This is a genomic window from Spirillospora albida (genome assembly GCF_000718255.1).
Classification (GTDB): Bacteria; Actinomycetota; Actinomycetes; order Streptosporangiales; family Streptosporangiaceae; genus Spirillospora; species Spirillospora albida.
In genome coordinates, this window is record NZ_JOFJ01000001.1 from 166,813 (window position 1) to 182,098 (window position 15,286).

General features: G+C 73.1%; 17 protein-coding genes. 6 read left to right on the top strand and 11 right to left on the bottom strand.

The window, feature by feature from the left end:
• Positions 1-23: 23 nt before the first annotated feature.
• From hisH to IE99_RS0100790, 6 genes are all read right to left on the bottom strand, one after another.
• Positions 24-668 carry an imidazole glycerol phosphate synthase subunit HisH gene (gene hisH / locus IE99_RS0100765; protein WP_030144898.1) on the bottom strand — a complete coding sequence of 215 codons (645 nt, stop codon included), beginning with the start codon at positions 666-668 and terminating at the stop codon, positions 24-26.
• On the bottom strand, positions 665-835 hold the full coding sequence (locus IE99_RS32305; protein ID WP_169744373.1) for a hypothetical protein: 171 nt from the start codon (positions 833-835) through the stop codon (positions 665-667). Before IE99_RS32305 ends, hisH begins: the two co-directional genes overlap by 4 nt.
• Before the next feature lie 2 nt (positions 836-837).
• Positions 838-1,431: an imidazoleglycerol-phosphate dehydratase HisB gene (hisB, locus tag IE99_RS0100775; RefSeq protein WP_030144899.1), complete on the bottom strand. Its 594-nt coding sequence runs from the start codon at positions 1,429-1,431 to the stop codon at positions 838-840.
• Positions 1,428-2,516, bottom strand: a complete 1,089-nt coding sequence (locus IE99_RS0100780) for a histidinol-phosphate transaminase (RefSeq protein ID WP_030144900.1) — start codon at positions 2,514-2,516, stop codon at positions 1,428-1,430. The genes hisB and IE99_RS0100780 overlap by 4 nt, the downstream gene beginning before the upstream one ends.
• Positions 2,513-3,820 carry a histidinol dehydrogenase gene (gene hisD / locus IE99_RS0100785; RefSeq protein WP_030144901.1) on the bottom strand — a complete coding sequence of 436 codons (1,308 nt, stop codon included), beginning with the start codon at positions 3,818-3,820 and terminating at the stop codon, positions 2,513-2,515. Before hisD ends, IE99_RS0100780 begins: the two co-directional genes overlap by 4 nt.
• A 61-nt stretch (positions 3,821-3,881) precedes the next feature.
• Entirely contained in the window at positions 3,882-4,697 is an 816-nt protein-coding gene (locus tag IE99_RS0100790) for a PhzF family phenazine biosynthesis protein (RefSeq protein WP_030144902.1), read from the bottom strand.
• Between the two features lie 175 nt (positions 4,698-4,872).
• Between IE99_RS0100790 and IE99_RS0100795 the strand changes: the two genes are divergently transcribed.
• Together IE99_RS0100795 and ybaK are read left to right on the top strand one after the other, a co-directional pair.
• A complete protein-coding gene (locus IE99_RS0100795; protein ID WP_030144903.1) occupies positions 4,873-5,541 on the top strand; it encodes an LON peptidase substrate-binding domain-containing protein in 669 nt (222 codons plus the stop codon).
• A 23-nt stretch (positions 5,542-5,564) separates the two neighbouring features.
• Positions 5,565-6,053 (top strand): Cys-tRNA(Pro) deacylase, encoded by a 489-nt coding sequence (gene ybaK, locus IE99_RS30885; protein ID WP_030144904.1) that lies wholly within the window; start codon positions 5,565-5,567, stop codon positions 6,051-6,053.
• Here the strand turns inward: ybaK and IE99_RS28695 are convergent.
• On the bottom strand, positions 5,940-6,515 hold the full coding sequence (locus IE99_RS28695) for a hypothetical protein (protein WP_245623006.1): 576 nt from the start codon (positions 6,513-6,515) through the stop codon (positions 5,940-5,942). The genes ybaK and IE99_RS28695 overlap by 114 nt on opposite strands.
• A gap of 295 nt (positions 6,516-6,810) precedes the next feature.
• Here IE99_RS28695 and IE99_RS0100810 point away from each other — a divergent pair, with 295 nt between their 5' ends.
• A complete protein-coding gene (locus tag IE99_RS0100810; RefSeq protein WP_037558426.1) occupies positions 6,811-7,515 on the top strand; it encodes a DUF6882 domain-containing protein in 705 nt (234 codons plus the stop codon).
• A gap of 24 nt (positions 7,516-7,539) precedes the next feature.
• Here the strand turns inward: IE99_RS0100810 and dnaE are convergent, their stop codons facing one another.
• Positions 7,540-11,070 (bottom strand): DNA polymerase III subunit alpha, encoded by a 3,531-nt coding sequence (gene dnaE, locus IE99_RS0100815; protein ID WP_030144907.1) that lies wholly within the window; start codon positions 11,068-11,070, stop codon positions 7,540-7,542.
• A 436-nt stretch (positions 11,071-11,506) separates the two neighbouring features.
• Between dnaE and IE99_RS0100820 the strand changes: the two genes are divergently transcribed.
• The 3 genes from IE99_RS0100820 to IE99_RS0100830 are packed head-to-tail and all read left to right on the top strand — an operon-like array spanning position 11,507 to position 12,860.
• Positions 11,507-11,854, top strand: a complete 348-nt coding sequence (locus IE99_RS0100820; RefSeq protein WP_084219190.1) for a chorismate mutase — start codon at positions 11,507-11,509, stop codon at positions 11,852-11,854.
• Entirely contained in the window at positions 11,851-12,552 is a 702-nt protein-coding gene (locus tag IE99_RS0100825; RefSeq protein ID WP_051711742.1) for an AzlC family ABC transporter permease, read from the top strand. The genes IE99_RS0100820 and IE99_RS0100825 overlap by 4 nt, the downstream gene beginning before the upstream one ends.
• Entirely contained in the window at positions 12,549-12,860 is a 312-nt protein-coding gene (locus IE99_RS0100830) for an AzlD domain-containing protein (RefSeq protein ID WP_030144910.1), read from the top strand. The genes IE99_RS0100825 and IE99_RS0100830 overlap by 4 nt, the downstream gene beginning before the upstream one ends.
• Positions 12,861-12,868: 8 nt before the next feature.
• Here the strand turns inward: IE99_RS0100830 and IE99_RS0100835 are convergent, their stop codons facing one another.
• From IE99_RS0100835 to IE99_RS0100845, 3 genes are all read right to left on the bottom strand, one after another.
• Entirely contained in the window at positions 12,869-13,801 is a 933-nt protein-coding gene (locus IE99_RS0100835) for an RluA family pseudouridine synthase (protein WP_030144911.1), read from the bottom strand.
• Positions 13,801-14,349, bottom strand: a complete 549-nt coding sequence (lspA, locus tag IE99_RS28700; protein WP_245623007.1) for a signal peptidase II — start codon at positions 14,347-14,349, stop codon at positions 13,801-13,803. The genes IE99_RS0100835 and lspA overlap by 1 nt, the downstream gene beginning before the upstream one ends.
• Before the next feature lie 80 nt (positions 14,350-14,429).
• On the bottom strand, positions 14,430-14,933 hold the full coding sequence (locus IE99_RS0100845) for a TraR/DksA family transcriptional regulator (RefSeq protein WP_084219192.1): 504 nt from the start codon (positions 14,931-14,933) through the stop codon (positions 14,430-14,432).
• Positions 14,934-15,286 lie beyond the last annotated feature (353 nt).

Consider the following 15,286-nt stretch of genomic DNA (forward strand, 5'->3'; position numbering starts at 1 on the left):
AGGAAGGCGGTCGGAAAGAGCGGTCAGGTAAGGGTGGAGAGCCAGTTGCGCAGGAGCAGCGCGCCCGCCTCGCCGGACTTCTCCGGGTGGAACTGCGTGGCGCACAGCGGGCCGTTCTCCACGGCGGCGACGAACCGGTCGCCGTGCTCGGCCCACGTCACGAGCGGCGGCGCCAGGTTCCCGGCCGGGTCGGGCTCCAGCTCCCAGCGGCGGACCCCGTAGGAGTGGACGAAGTAGAACCGGGTGGCCGCGTCCATGCCGCGGAACAGGACGGACCCCTCGGGGGCGTCCACGGTGTTCCAGCCCATGTGCGGGACGACGGGCGCCTCGAGGTGCTCGACCGTGCCCGGCCATTCGGCGCAGCCCTCGGTGGTGACGCCGTGCTCGATCCCCTTGGCGAAGAGGATCTGCATCCCGACGCAGATTCCGAGGACGGGCCGTCCGCCGGACAGCCGCCGGCCGATGATCTGGTCGCCCCGCACCTCCCGCAGGCCGGCCATGCAGGCGGCGAACGCGCCGACGCCGGGCACGACGAGGCCGTCGGCGGCGAGCGCCGCGTCCCGGTCGGCGGTGACGGTCACGGACGCGCCCGCGCGGGCGAGGGCCCGCTCGGCGGACCGCAGGTTCCCCGACCCGTAGTCGAGGACGACCACCTCGGGGGGGCTCACAGCCACATCACTCCCCCGGTGATCGCGAGCCCCGCCAGCACCAGCACGATCAGCGCGGCGATCTTCAGGCCCTGCTTGATGAAGCTGTAGACGCCCGCCAGCAGGAACACGGCGACCGCGAACAGCGCGACGTTCGCGTAGGTGAACTCGGCTCCGCCGATCTCCACGGTTACAGCGCCCCCTTGGTCGACGGGACGCCGTGCACCTTCGGGTCGAACGCGACGGCGTCGCGCAGCGCCCGCGCGAGGGCCTTGAACTGGGCCTCGACGATGTGGTGGGCGTTGCGCCCGTACGGGACGTGGACGTGCAGCGCGACCCGCGCGTGCGACACGAACGACTCCAGGATGTGCCGGGTCATGGTGGTGTCGTACTCGGGGCCGATCATCGGGGCCATGCCGTCCGGCTCGCTGTGCACGAGGTAGGGGCGGCCGGACACGTCCACGGTGACCTGGGCGAGCGACTCGTCCAGCGGGATCGACGCGTCGGCGAACCGGCGGATGCCCGCCTTGTCGCCGAGCGCCTCGCGGAACGCCTGGCCGAGCGCGATCGCGGTGTCCTCGATCGTGTGGTGGCTGTCGATGTGCAGGTCGCCGGTGGTCTTGACGGTCAGGTCGAAGGAGCCGTGCTTGCCGAGCTGGGCGAGCATGTGGTCGAAGAACCCCACGCCGGTCGCCACGTCGACCAGGCCGGTCCCGTCGAGGTCGATCTCGACGAGGACCGTGGTCTCCTTGGTCCCGCGCTCGACTCTGCCCTTGCGCGTCACAGGCTCTCCTTAAGTGCGGTGCGGAAGGCGGCCATCTCCGCCGGGGTGCCGACGCTCACCCGCAGCCACTCGGGCGGGCCGACCTCGCGGATCAGGACGCCCCGTTCGAGGAGGCCCTCCCACACCGCGCGGCGGTCGGGGAACGTCCCGAACAGGACGAAGTTGGCATCGGAGTCGGCGACCGTGAGCCCCTCGGCGCGCAGCCATCCGACGAGGTCGTCGCGCTCGCGGCGCAGCGCCTCGACGCCGCCGAGCAGCTCCTCGCCGTGGGCGAGGGCGGTGCGGGCGACGGCCTGCGTCACGGCCGACAGGTGGTAGGGCAGCCGGACGAGCAGCAGCGCCTCGACGACGGCCGGATCGGCGGCGAGGTACCCGAGCCGGGCCCCGGCCATCGCGAACGCCTTCGACATGGTCCGGGTGACGATGAGGCGGGGGTGCCCGTCCAGCAGGGTCAGCGCGGACGGGGTGCCCGACCGGCGGAACTCGGCGTACGCCTCGTCCACGACGACCATGCCGGGCGCGACCTCCAGGACGGCCTTGATCGCGTCGAGGGTGAGGGCGGTGCCCGTCGGGTTGTTCGGCGAGGTGAGGAACACGACGTCGGGCCGGTGCTCCTCGACGGCCGCGACGGCGCGTGCGGCCTCAAGCCCGAAGTCCTCGTCGCGGAACGCGTTCACCCAGCGGGTGCCGGACACCTCCGTGATGACCGGGTGCATGGAGTAGGAGGGCTCGAACCCGAGCGCGGTGCGGCCCGGCCCGCCGAACGCCTGCAGGATCTGCAGCAGGATCTCGTTGGACCCGTTCGCGGCCCACACCCGGTCGACCGTCAGGCCCGCGCCCGGCGTGTCGGTGTCGAGGAACGCGGCGAGGTCGGCGCGGAGCGCGACCGCGTCCCGGTCGGGGTAGCGGTTCAGGGTCCCGGCGACGTCCGCGACCGCGTCGCCGAGGGCCTTCACCAGGCGCTCGGACGGCGGGTACGGGTTCTCGTTGGTGTTCAGCGCGTACGGGACGTCGAGCTGCGGCGCCCCGTAGGGCTCCTTGCCGCGCAGGTCGTCCCTGATCGGGAGATCGTCCAGCGACGTCACGACGGGATCTCCCAGCCGAACCGGGCCTTGAGGGCGGCGCCGTGCGCGGGCAGGTCCTCGGCCTCGGCGAGCGCGACGACGCGTCCGGTGGCCTCGGCGAGGGCGTCGCGGTCGTACTCGACGACGTGGACGCCGCGCAGGAACGACTGCACCGACAGCCCGGACGAGTGGCACGCGCACCCGCCGGTCGGCAGGACGTGGTTGGACCCGGCGAGATAGTCGCCGAGCGACACCGGCGCCCACCGGCCGACGAAGACCGCCCCGGCGTTGCGCACCCGGGCCGCGACGGCCGCGGCGTCCGCGGTGTGGATCTCCAGGTGCTCGGCGGCGTAGGCGTCGACGACCTTCAGGCCCTCCTCGACGCCGTCCACGAGGACGATGCCGGACTGCCGCCCGGCGAGCGCCTCGGTGATCCGCTCGGTGTGCTTGGTGCGGCCGGCCTGGGCGGCCAGCTCGGCCTCGACCGCGTCGGCGAGCGGGACGGAGTCGGTGACGAGGACGGCGGCGGCGAGCACGTCGTGCTCGGCCTGGCTGATCAGGTCGGCGGCGACCTCCGCCGCGTCGGCGGTCGCGTCGGCGAGGATCGCGATCTCGGTCGGGCCGGCCTCGGCGTCGATGCCGATCACGCCCTTGAGCAGCCGTTTGGCGGCGGCGACGTACACGTTCCCGGGCCCGGTGACCAGATCGGCGCGCGGGCACTCGTCGGTGCCGTAGGCGAACATCGCGATCGCCTGCGCGCCGCCGGCGGCGTACACCTCGTCGACCCCGAGGAGGGCGCACGCGGCGAGGATCGTCGGGTGCGGCAGGCCGCCGGAGTCCCGCTGGGCGGGCGAGGTGACCGCGAGCGAGGCGACCCCCGCCTCCTGCGCCGGAACGACGTTCATCACGACGCTGGAGGGGTACACGGCACGGCCGCCCGGCACGTACAGGCCGACGCGGCCGACCGGGATCCACCGCTCGGTGACCGTGCCGCCCGGCACGACCCGCGTGGTGACGTCGGTGCGGCGCTGCGCGCGGTGCACGGCGCGGGCGCGGCGGATGCTCTCCTCGAGCGCGTCGCGGACGGCCGGGTCGAGCTCGGCGAGGGCCTTCCCGATCTCGGCGACCGGGACGCGGGTGCTCTCCAGCTCTACCCCGTCGAACGCCCTCGTGTACTCCCGCACCGCCGCCGAGCCGCGATGGCGCACGTCCTCGCAGATGGGCCGCACCTTGTCCAGGGCGGCCTCGACGTCGAGCTCGGCGCGGGGCAGCACGGAGCGCAGGTCGCCGGGAAGCGAGCCGCGCAGGTCGATACGGGAAATCACCCGCCCAGTCTACGGAGTGCTGCCGCCCCCTCGCGCCTCGTCTCAGGTGCCGAGACGCACGTCACGGCCCCGCGGTGAGGGTCCCGTCGAGGACGGTCACGGCCGTCCCGGACAGGATCACGCGGTCGCCGCGCAGGGTCGCGCGGATGTGCCCGCCGCGTTCGGACGCCTGGTAGCCCACCAGCGAGTCGCGGCCCAGGCGGGCCGCCCAGAAGGGCGCGAGGGCGCAGTGCGCGGACCCGGTCACCGGGTCCTCCTCGCCGCCGAGGGCCTTCGCGCCGAAGAACCGGGAGACGAAGTCGTGGCCGGCGCCCGGATCGGCCGCCGCGGTGACGATCACTCCGCGGGCGTCGATCCGGGCGACGGCGGCGGTGTCGGGAGCGGCGCCGCGGACGGCGGCCTCGTCGGCGACCTCGACGAGCAGGTCGTCCTGGGCGTTGCGGCCGGCGCCCAGGACGTCGAGCCCGAGGGCTTCTGCCAGCCCGTCCGGCACCTCGGCGGGCGCCGCGGGCTGGGCGGGGAAGTCCATGGACAGCTCCCCGCCGGCGCCGGTGACCGTCAGGACGCCGCTGCGAAGCGTCCGGAACCGGATCGGCTCGCCGGGCGCGACGGCGCCGGTGGCGTAGAGGGCGTGGGCGCTCGCGAGGGTGGCGTGCCCGCACAGCGCCACCTCGATGAACGGGGTGAACCACCGCAGCTCGTGGCCGGCCTCGGGATCGCCCTCCAGGGGGCGGACGAAGGCCGTCTCCGAGTGCCGCATCTCGGCCGCGACCCGCTGCATCCAGCCGGGGTCCGCGGGGCCGTCGAGCAGGCACACGCCCGCGGGGTTGCCCGTGAACGGGCGGGAGGCGAAGGCGTCCACCACGAGCATCCTCATGGACGCGACCGTATCGGCTTTTTCGGAACCTCCACCCCGGCGCGATCCAGGGGATGAAGGCCGTACCTGTCACTTCACACTGTGAAAAATGACCCCTTACCAAGATCATCGCTCCCGACGTACCCTGGGGCGGACGGTGGCGCCGCACGGCGCCGGACGCGGGCGGGGAGGACCGGTGATCGAGAGGGTGCCGCTCTTCCCCCTGGGCACCGTCCTGTTCCCCGGGCTGGTGCTGCCGCTGCACCTGTTCGAGGAGCGCTACCGGCTGCTGGTCGGCGACCTGCTCGACCGGCCCGAGCCGCGGGCGTTCGGCGTGATCGGCATCGAGCTCGGGCACGAGGTCGGCGCCGAGGCCGCGCACCGCCTCGCCGAGGTCGGCTGCCTCGCCGAGCTGCGCGAGGTGACCCCGCACCCCGACGGCCGCTACGACGTCGTCACCGTCGGCACCCGCCGGTTCCGGCTGAAGGGCCTCGACCGGTCGCGCCCCTACCTGCAGGGCGAGGTGGACCTGCTGCCGGAGGAGCCCGGCGCGGACGCCGAGGCGGTCGCGCGGCGCGTCCGGCTGCTGTTCGCCCTGTACCGGCGGCGGCTGGCGGCCGCGGCGGGGCCGGGCGGGATCGCGGAGTCGCTGGAGCCGCCGGACGATCCGGTCGGGCTCTCGTACGCGATCGCGGCGGCGGCCGTACTGGACGGCCACGACAAGCAGCGGCTGCTGGAGTGCGAGGACGCCGCGCTCCGGCTGCGCGCCGAGGCGCACCTGCTCGCCCGGGAGAACCGCCTCCTGGACGTCCTGCCGATGGTCCCGGCCGGGCAGTTCCTGGACGGCTCGTTCAACCCGAACTGACCGGCACACGGCAGACTGGGCGCATGTCCAAGACGAAGGGCGGCGGCGGGACCCCGGCGACCGTCGCCGCCACCAAGGCGAAGATCGAGTTCACCCTCCACCCGTACGAGCCCGACCCGGAGATCGCGTCCTACGGCGAGGCCGCGGCCGCCGCGCTCGGCATCACCGGCGAGCAGATCTTCAAGACCCTCGTCGCGGCCGTCGACGGGGCCCTCACCGTCGGGATCGTCCCGGTCTCCGCCGGCCTGGATCTGAAGGCGCTCGCCGCCGCGGCGGGCGGCAAGCGCGCCGCGATGGCGGACCCGGCCGACGCCGAGCGCGCCACCGGCTACGTCGTCGGCGGGATCAGCCCGCTCGGCCAGCGCCGCCGGCTGCCCGCCGTGATCGACGCGTCGGTGTCAGCGCTCCGGACCGTCTACGTCTCCGCCGGACGGCGCGGCCTTCAGATCGAGCTCGCCCCCGGCGACCTCGTCCGGCTCACCGGCGCCCGCGTCGCCCCGATCGCCCGGTAGCCGCCGGACGACCAGTTCGAGCACGCCGTAGGCGGCGACGCCGAACAGCGGCCAGGCCATGAGCAGGCCCTTGGCCCGCACGTCCGCGATCCCGGTGACCGTCGCGCCGTCGCGGGCGGTGCGGGCGGCGGCCTCGAACGCGTCCAGCCCGACGTTGTGGCCCGTCCGCCAGGCGAGGACGGCGGCGGCGGTGCCGCCCAGGGCGAGCCCCACCATCAGCGCCACGTCGTCGAAACGCCGCCCCGCCAGGTACGCCAGCCCCCCGCACACCAGCCCGGCGGCGGAGCAGATCAGCCCGAACCGGGCGTCGATCGTGATCGGCCCCTGCCCCTCCGGATCGGCCGGCAGCGCCTGCCCACGGATGATCACGTAGGTCACCGCCGGGGCGGTCCTCGCCCAGAGCAGTCCGGCGAGCGGCCCGAGAACGGCCACGATGAGGGCGGTCACCGCGCCGGTCGCCAAGTCACGACGGAGAAACAGGGTCAAAACCTTCCCCGCCCGTCCCCGCACCTCGTACGCTCCTCATGGAAACCGTGTCCGAAGGTCCGACTTCGAACGATGCAAGCCTAAGGCCTGATCACCATGACCCCAGCACCCACGCGAGCGCGATACCCGGTCGGTGCGGCGAAGCCGGAGGCGAGCCGCGCCGAGCGGACCGCGAGGCGATGCCGCGTTCGCCCGGGAACGGTCACGGAGCGGGCCGGCGGGCGGGCGCAGGGGGCCGGGACTGCCATCTACACAGGATAATGTGCGCGACATGTCCGGATTCAGCCCCGCGTTCGAACGTCTCGGCGCCGCACGGGCGGCGGTCGTCCTGCAGCAGCAGGAGACGCTCGCGGAGTACCTCCCGAGGGAGGACTGGAGCGCCGATCTGACGGCGCGCGCCTACACCAGCGGCGGCGTGACCGTGCGCGTCTCGCTTCTCGGCAGCTACGCGGCGCGCGAGCGCACCTGGCTGTGGGGCTGGGCGAACCCGCAGTTCGGGGAGGCGCACCCCGCCGTCGTTCCCACGCTCGCGATCCGCGCCGCCGGCGAGCGGCTCGGCATCCCGGAGTTCACCACCGCGGAGATCGACCTGTCGTGGTACGAGGGGCCGGCGGGGCACGGCGGCGAGCTCGTCGCGATGGCGGCGGGCGGCGTCCTCGGCGGGGCCGGCTACATCGGCGCCGGCTACGACGGCGGCTCCGCCTACCTGCACGTCGACGACCCTCAGGTGCCGCTCGCGGGCTGGGACCCGATCCCGGTGCCGCGGCTGCTGGCGAGCGCGGCCGGGCTGTTCCCGCAGGAGCCGCGGCTGACGCTCGCCGGGCTGCTCGCGCACCACCGCGTCCCCTACCGGCAGAGCGACGTGCTGACCGAGGCGCGGCTCCCCGGCGGAGGCCGCGCCCGCGCCCGGTTCGACGGGCTCGGCCGGTTCGTCGACTGGGGCGCCGAGCTGACCCCCGCCACGCTCACGTCCTGAGCCGCGGCCCCGGCGCCCGGACGGTCAGCCCAGGCAGGACGGGCCGAGGAGCTGCTTCAGGTCGCCCATGAGCGCCGGGGACGGGGCGACGCGGAGCTTGTCGTCCAGCCGCACGACCGTGGTGCGCGGCCCGTTCTGGAGGTGCAGGTGCACCTCGGCCGTGCCCGGGTGGGTGATCAGCACCTCCTTGAGCCGCGACACCGTCGGCGGGGTGCAGCGGCCGAGCGGGAGCGTCACGTTCAGCGGGCCGGTCGCGTCGGTGATCGTCAGGTCCGGCTGGGTGACCTCCATCGCGATGATCTTCGCGACGTCCTCGCGGCGGTCGAGGCGGCCCTTGACGACGAGGATCGCGTCCTCCGCCAGCAGCGTCGAGCACAGCTGGTAGGACGACGGGAAGCACATCACCTCGATCGAGCCGGCGAGGTCCTCCAGCTGGAACATCGCCCACGAGTTGCCCTGCTTGGTGATCTTGCGCTGCAGGCCCGACAGCAGCCCGGCCACGACGACGACCTGCCCGTCCGGCCGCTCCCCCTCGTTCAGGGACGCGATCGCGCAGTCGGCCTCGCGCTCCAGGATGTGCTCGACGCCGAGCAGGGGATGGTCCGACACGTACAGGCCGAGCATCTCCCGCTCGAACGCCAGCAGCGTCGTCTTGTCCCACTCCTCGCCCTGCGGGATCACGACCGCGAACGCGTCGTCGCCGCCGTCCTCCTCCAGCGCGCCGAACAGCGAGTCCTGCCCGACGGCCTCCTTGCGCTTGATGTCGATGACGGAGTCGATCGCCTGCTCGTGGACCATCAGCAGCGCCTTGCGCTCGTGCCCGAGCTCGTCGAACGCGCCCGCCTTGATCAGCGACTCCACGACCCGCTTGTTGCACACGATCGGCGGGACCTTGCTCAGGAAGTCGTTGAAGTCGGTGTAGGCGCCCTTCTCCTGGCGGGCCGCGACGATGCCGTCCACCACGTTGTGGCCCACGTTGCGGACCGCCGACAGCCCGAACCGAATCTCGGTGTCGCCGAGCGGGGTGAAGTCGGCCTCGGACGTGTTGACGTCCGGCGGCAGGACCTTCAGGCCCATGCGGCGGCACTCCGACAGGTACAGGGCGCTCTTGTCCTTGTCGTCGCCGACGGACGTCAGCAGCCCCGCCATGTACTCGGCCGGGTAGTTCGCCTTGAGGTACGCCGTCCAGTACGACACGAGCCCGTACGCGGCGGAGTGCGCCTTGTTGAAGGCGTAGTCGGAGAACGGGACCAGGATCTCCCACAGGGTCTTCACGGCCTCCTTGGAGAAGCCGCGCTCCACCATGCCCGCCTCGAAGCCCTCGAACTGGGCGTCCAGCTCCGACTTCTTCTTCTTGCCCATGACGCGGCGGAGCAGGTCCGCCTTGCCGAGCGTGTAACCCGCCACCTTCTGCGCGATCGCCATGACCTGCTCCTGATAGACGATCAGGCCATGGGTCGTGCCGAGGATCTCCTTGAGGGGCTCCTCCAGCTCCGGGTGGATCGGGGTGATCTCCTGCAGCCCGTTCTTGCGGAGCGCGTAGTTGGTGTGCGAGTTCGCGCCCATCGGGCCGGGCCGGTACAGGGCGCCGACGGCGGAGATGTCCTCGAAGTTGTCCGGCTTCATCAGCCGGAGCAGCGACCGCATCGGGCCGCCGTCGAACTGGAACACGCCGAGGGTGTCGCCGCGCGACAGCAGCTCGTAGGTCTTCGGGTCGGTCAGCGGCAGCGCCAGCAGGTCGACGTCGACGCCCCGGTTCTTCTTGATGCCCTTGAGCGCGTCGTCGATGATCGTCAGGTTGCGCAGGCCGAGGAAGTCCATCTTCAGCAGGCCGAGCGACTCGCAGGTCGGGTAGTCGAACTGCGTGATGATCGCGCCGTCCGCGTCCCGGCGCATGATCGGGATGTGGTCGGTGATCGTCTCACCGGACATGATCACGCCGGCGGCGTGCACGCCGGTCTGCCGGATCAGCCCCTCCAGGCCCTGCGCCAGGTCGATGACCTGCTTGACGTCGGGCTCCTCCTCGTACAGCCTGCGGAGCTCGCCCGCCTCGCCGTGCCGGGGGTGCTTGTCGTCGAAGATGCCCGACAGCGGGATGTCCTTGCCCATGACGGCCGGCGGGAACGCCTTGGAGATCCGGTCGCCGAGCGCGTACGGGAAGCCGAGGACGCGGCCGGCGTCCTTCACGGCGGCCTTCGCCTTGATCGTGCCGAACGTGGCGATGAACGAGACCTTGTCGGCGCCCCACTTGTCCGTCGTGTACCGGATGACCTCGGCCCGCCGGTCTTCAGGGAAGTCGATGTCGATGTCGGGCATCGACGCGCGCTCGGGGTTCAGGAACCGCTCGAAGATCAGCCCGTGCGGGATCGGGTCGAGGTCGGTGATGCCCATCGCGTACGCGATCAGCGAGCCCGCCGCGGACCCGCGGCCGGGGCCGACGAGGATGCCGTTCTCCTTCGCCCACATGATGAAGTCGGCGACGACGAGGAAGTACGACGGGTACCCCTTGCCGAGGATGACGCCCATCTCGTACTCGGCCTGCTCCTTGTAGCCGTCCGGGAGGCCGTCGGGGAAGCGCCGCTCCAGGCCCTTCCAGACCTCCTTGCGGAACCAGCTCTCCTCCGTCTCGCCCTCCGGGACGGGGAAGCGGGGGCTGAGGTCGCGGTACTCGAACATCCCGGCCGGATCGACCTTCTCCGCGATCAGCAGGGTGTTGCGGCAGCCCTCCAGCCAGATGTCGGACGAGTCGATGCCGCGCATCTCGTCCGCCGTCTTGAGGTAGTAGCCGGACCCGTCGAACCGGAACCGGTCGGGGTCGGCGAGCTGCTTGCCGACCTGGACGCACAGCAGCGCGTCGTGGGCCGTCGCCTCCGACTCGTGCGTGTAGTGCGAGTCGTTCGTCACGACCGGCGGGATGCCCAGCTTCCTGCCGATGTCGATGAGGCCCTGCCGGACGCGGCGCTCGATCTCCAGGCCGTGGTCCATCAGCTCCAGGAAGTAGTTCTCCTTGCCGAAGATGTCCTGGAACGTGGCGGCCGCCTTCAGCGCCTCGTCGAACTGCCCCAGCCGCAGCCGTGTCTGGACCTTCCCGGACGGGCAGCCCGTCGTGGCCATGACGCCCGCGGAGTGCTCGGCCAGGAGCTCCTCGTCCATGCGCGCGTACTTGAACACGAACCCCTCGGTGTACGCGCGGCTGGACAGCTTGAACAGGTTGTGCAGGCCCTCCTTGTTCCGGGCCCACAGCGTCTTGTGGTTGATGAGGCCGCCGCCGGAGACGTCATCGCGCTTCTGGCTCGGCTCGCCCCACTGGACCTTCTTCTTGTGGTATCGCGACTCCGGCGCCATGTAGCTCTCGATGCCGATGACGGGCGTGATGCCCGCGGCCGTCGCCTGCTTGTGGAAGTCGTAGGCGCCGTGCATGTTGCCGTGGTCGGTCATCGCGATCGCCGGCATCTTCTGCCGCCCGACCTCCTCGAACATCTGCTTCAACCGGGCGGCTCCGTCCAGCATGGAGTACTCGGTGTGCACGTGCAGGTGGACGAAAGAGTCGGACATGCCTGCTGCGCCTCCAGCTCGTCGCATGCGACCGCCCACACGCGGGTCGCGCGTGTGCTCGCGATATCGGTTCCGGGGGAAGATCGCCGCCCCGGCGGTACGCCGGGATGACGCGGTCCCGAAAGCCTAAACCCTCCGCGCGGGCGGGACGGTCAGCGGCGCGCGGTTCACCCCCGGCATGCGTCTCGGAGAACGGGACGACCCGTCCGGGGGTTGGCCCGGGCGGGCGCCGGGAACTACGCTCGGGCGCATGGCGCGTCGCTGCTACGGGTTTACGCGGCCGGCTCCGGGTGAGCCGGTCGGCGCCCCGACCTGAGCGACGACCCGGAGCCGGCACCGAGGCAGAGCCCCGAATGGGCCTGCCTTTCTTCATGAGCAGCGGCCCCGGGCACACCATCTCGCGCGCGTGCGGCCGCCCGACACCAGGGAGGGCCCCATGCACGCAGACGCCGAGAAGCACGTCCGGGCGGCCGGTGAGCTGCGCGTCACGCTTCCGGATCCGTCCCTGCTCGAGACCGTCGGAGACGCGCGGGAGGCGATCGACGCCATCGACGCCGCCCTCGCGACGCTGCTGGAACACCGGATCGAGCTGGCGGGGCGCATCCAGGCGCTCAAGCCCGTGGGCGGGTTCGCCGGGCGCGATCCCGAGCGCGAGCGGCGGATCGTCGCGGCGATGGCGGAGCGGGCGCCGCGGCTCGGGCCCGACCGGCTCGCCCGGATCATGGCCGCGGTGATCGAGAACGGACTGGAGATCGCCGCCGAAACGCATAGATTTCAACCATGAGCGTGCGGAACGAGGAGGGCGCCGAGGCGCCGCCCGGGGACGTCCGGGCGGCGGTGCGGGACGGGCTCGGGGTCGGGATCGCCGTCGGGGTGTCCGGGCTGGCGTTCGGCGCGGCGGGCGTCACCGCGGGCCTGTCGGTGCCGCAGGCGTGCGTGCTGAGCCTGGTCGCGTTCACGGGGGCGTCGCAGTTCGCGCTGGCCGGGGTGATCGCCGGGGGCGGCGGGCTGGTGGCCGGGTCGCTCGGCGCCGTGCTGCTCGGCGGCCGCAACGCCCTCTACGGGCTGCGGCTCGCCCGGACGCTGGACGTCCGGGGCTGGCGGCGGCTCCTCACCGCGCACGTCGTCATCGACGAGACCACCGCCGTCGCCACCGCGCAGGACGGCCGGGACGCCGCTCGGGCCGGGTTCTACACCACCGCGATCAGCCTGTACCTGGCGTGGAACCTCACCACGCTGCTCGGCGCGCTCGGCGCCGCGCGCCTCGGCGATCCGGAGGCGATCGGGCTGGACGTGCTCGGCCCCGCCGCGTTCCTCGCGCTGCTGTGGCCGCGCCTCACGGCCGGGTGGACGGAGGTGCGGGTCGCGCTGGCCGCCGCCGTGCTCGCGCTCGCCGCCACGCCGCTGCTGCCGCCCGGCGTGCCCGTCATGCTCGCCGCCGTCGCGGCGGTCCCCGCGCTGCTGAGGAGGCCGGCCCCATGACGCTCTGGATCGCGGTCGCCGCCACCGGGATCGGCTGCTACCTGCTGAAGCTCGGCGGGCTCATCGCGCCGCAGCGCGTCCTGGACGACCCCCGGACGCGGCGGTTCGCCGAACTCGTCCCGGTCGCGCTGCTGACCGCACTGATCGCCGTGCAGGCGTTCGCCGACGGGCGGACCCTGGAGGCCGACCCGGCCCGGCTGGCGGGGCTCGGCGCGGCCGTCGCGGCGCTGCTGCTGCGGGCGCCGTTCCTGGCCGTCCTCGCCGTCGCCGCCGGGGTCGCGGCGGGTCTCCGGCTCCTCGGGGTCTAGACCCCGCGTCAGGACTCCGACGCGACGATGTCGAGGGCGCGGGCCAGGTCGTCCGGGTACGGGCTTTCGAACTCGACCCGCTCACCGGTCCCCGGGTGCTCGAACCCCAGCCGGACGGCGTGCAGCCACTGCCGGCGCAGGCCGAGGCGCTCCGCGAGCGTCGGGTCGGCGCCGTACAGCATGTCACCGGCGCACGGATGCCGGATCGCGGACATGTGGACGCGGATCTGGTGCGTCCGGCCCGTCTCCAGGTCGATGTCCAGCAGCGTCGCGGCCCGGAACGCCTCGACGGTGTCGTAGTGCGTCACGGACGGCCGGCCCCCGGCGACGACCGCCCACCGGCCGTCGCCCGACGGATGCCGGTCGATCGGCGCGTCGATCGTGCCCCGGAACGGGTCGGGATGGCCCTGGACGAGTGCCTGGTAGCGCTTGTCGATGCGGCGCTCCTTGAACGCCCGCTTCAGCCGCGAGTACGCGACCTCGCTCTTGGCGACGACCATCGCGCCCGTGGTGTTGGCGTCCAGCCGGTGCACGATGCCCTGCCGCTCGGACGCACCGCTCGTCGCGATCGTGTGCCCCGCCCCCAGCAGCCCGCCGAGGACGGTCGGTCCCGTCCAGCCGGTGGTGGGATGGGCGGCGACGCCGATCGGCTTGTTCACCACGACGATGTCGTCGTCCTCGTACAGGATCCCCATGCCGGGCACGGGTTCGGCGACCGGCGCGGGCGCCGAGGGGGGCGGCGGGATCGCGACCTCCAGCCAGGCCCCGGCCTGCAGCCGTTCCGACTTCGTGGCGACCGGCTGCCCGTCGAGCAGGACGTCCCCGGCGGCGATGATGTCGGCGGCGCTGCCGCGCGACAGCCCGAACAGCCGGGCGAGGGCGGCGTCGACCCGCTCGCCCTCCAGCCCGTCCGGGACGTGGAGGCTCCGCATCTCGCCCATCAGCCCTTCTCCTCCGGCGTTCCCTCGCCGGATTCCCGGGCCGGCGGCCGCTCGTCCCCGCCGCCGGGCTCGCCGTCCCCGTCCGCGCCGCCGTCGTCGGCGACGCGCGTGCCGTCCAGCTGGAGGCCCCGCGCGGCGAGCACGACGGCGAGGATCCCGCCGCACACGATCGCCGAGTCGGCCAGGTTGAAGACGGGGTAGTGCGGCAGCTCGATCCAGTCGACGACGTGGCCCTTCAACGGCGCCGGCGACCGCAGCAGCCGGTCGGCGAGGTTGCCGCAGGCGCCGCCGAGCAGCAGCCCGAGCGCGATCGCCCAGGGCAGGCTGCGAAGGTTGCGCGCGAACCGGACGATCGCCACCACGACCGCGCACGCGATCAGCGTGAACACGACCGTGTAGCCGGTGCCGATCGAGAACGCGGCGCCGCTGTTGCGGGTCTCGCGCAGCGTCAGCAGCCCGCCGAGCAGCCGGATCGGCTCCCGGTCCTGCAGCGTCGCCACCACGATCAGCTTGGTCAGGACATCGGCGGCGAGCGCGGCCACCGCCACGGCGGCCAGCGTGCCGACACGGCGCGGCCGAGGAGATCCCGTGGATTCCCCGGCCCCGCCCTCTGGGTTCGTTGAGTCGCTCAGCGACGTTCCTCGCGTTGTTTGCATGACACACACAGGGTCGCACGCGGGAAGACCTGCAGGCGCGCCTTGCCGATCGGCTCCCCGCAGGACTCGCAGATCCCGTACGTGCCGGCGTCCATCCGCTGGACGGCCCGCTCGATCTGGTTGAGCAGGTCCTGGGAATTGTAGGACAGCGCGAGCTCGTGCTCGCGCTCGTAGGTCTTGGCGCCCGCGTCCGCCTGGTCGTCACCCGCCCCCTCGCTCATGTCGCCCTCGGCGATGTGGCTCGCGGTCGCCGCGATCTCGGCCCGCAGCGCCGCGCTGTGCTCCACGAGCACCGACCGCACCTCGGCGAGCTCCGCGGCGGTCCAGTGGCCCTCGCCTTCCCGGACGGGCAGTTCGGCGGCGCGGGCGGCGGCCGTCCGGCCCCGGCCCCGCGCGCCTCCCGGCCCGGCCTTCCCTGCTACGGCCGTCCCGGCCTTCCGCGCGCCGATCGTCTCCACAGGCAGTGCGGGCAGCATGAGTCCCCTTTCGTCGGCGAGGGTGCACGCCCCCCTGGTCCGTTACCGACCGCTTATGCCCCATGACCGAGTGTCCGGAAACCCCCGGAAGTGCAGATTCTCGGCCACGGGCGGCCCGCCCCCGGGCAAGGGCGGAAACCCGGGAGCCGAATCGGCCCGCGGTGCGTTACAGTCGGATGCGTATCGGCAGGCGATGAAGGGGACACCTGCCGCCGCACGCAGCCATGAGCGACCCGGGGACGGTGCGAGCCCGGGGGCGAGCCCGGCGGCCTGATCACCCCCGAGCCGCTGGAAGAACCGCCCGCGTCCCGGGCGCAGTAGACCCGGCCGCCGACACGCGAACGAAGCGGGCC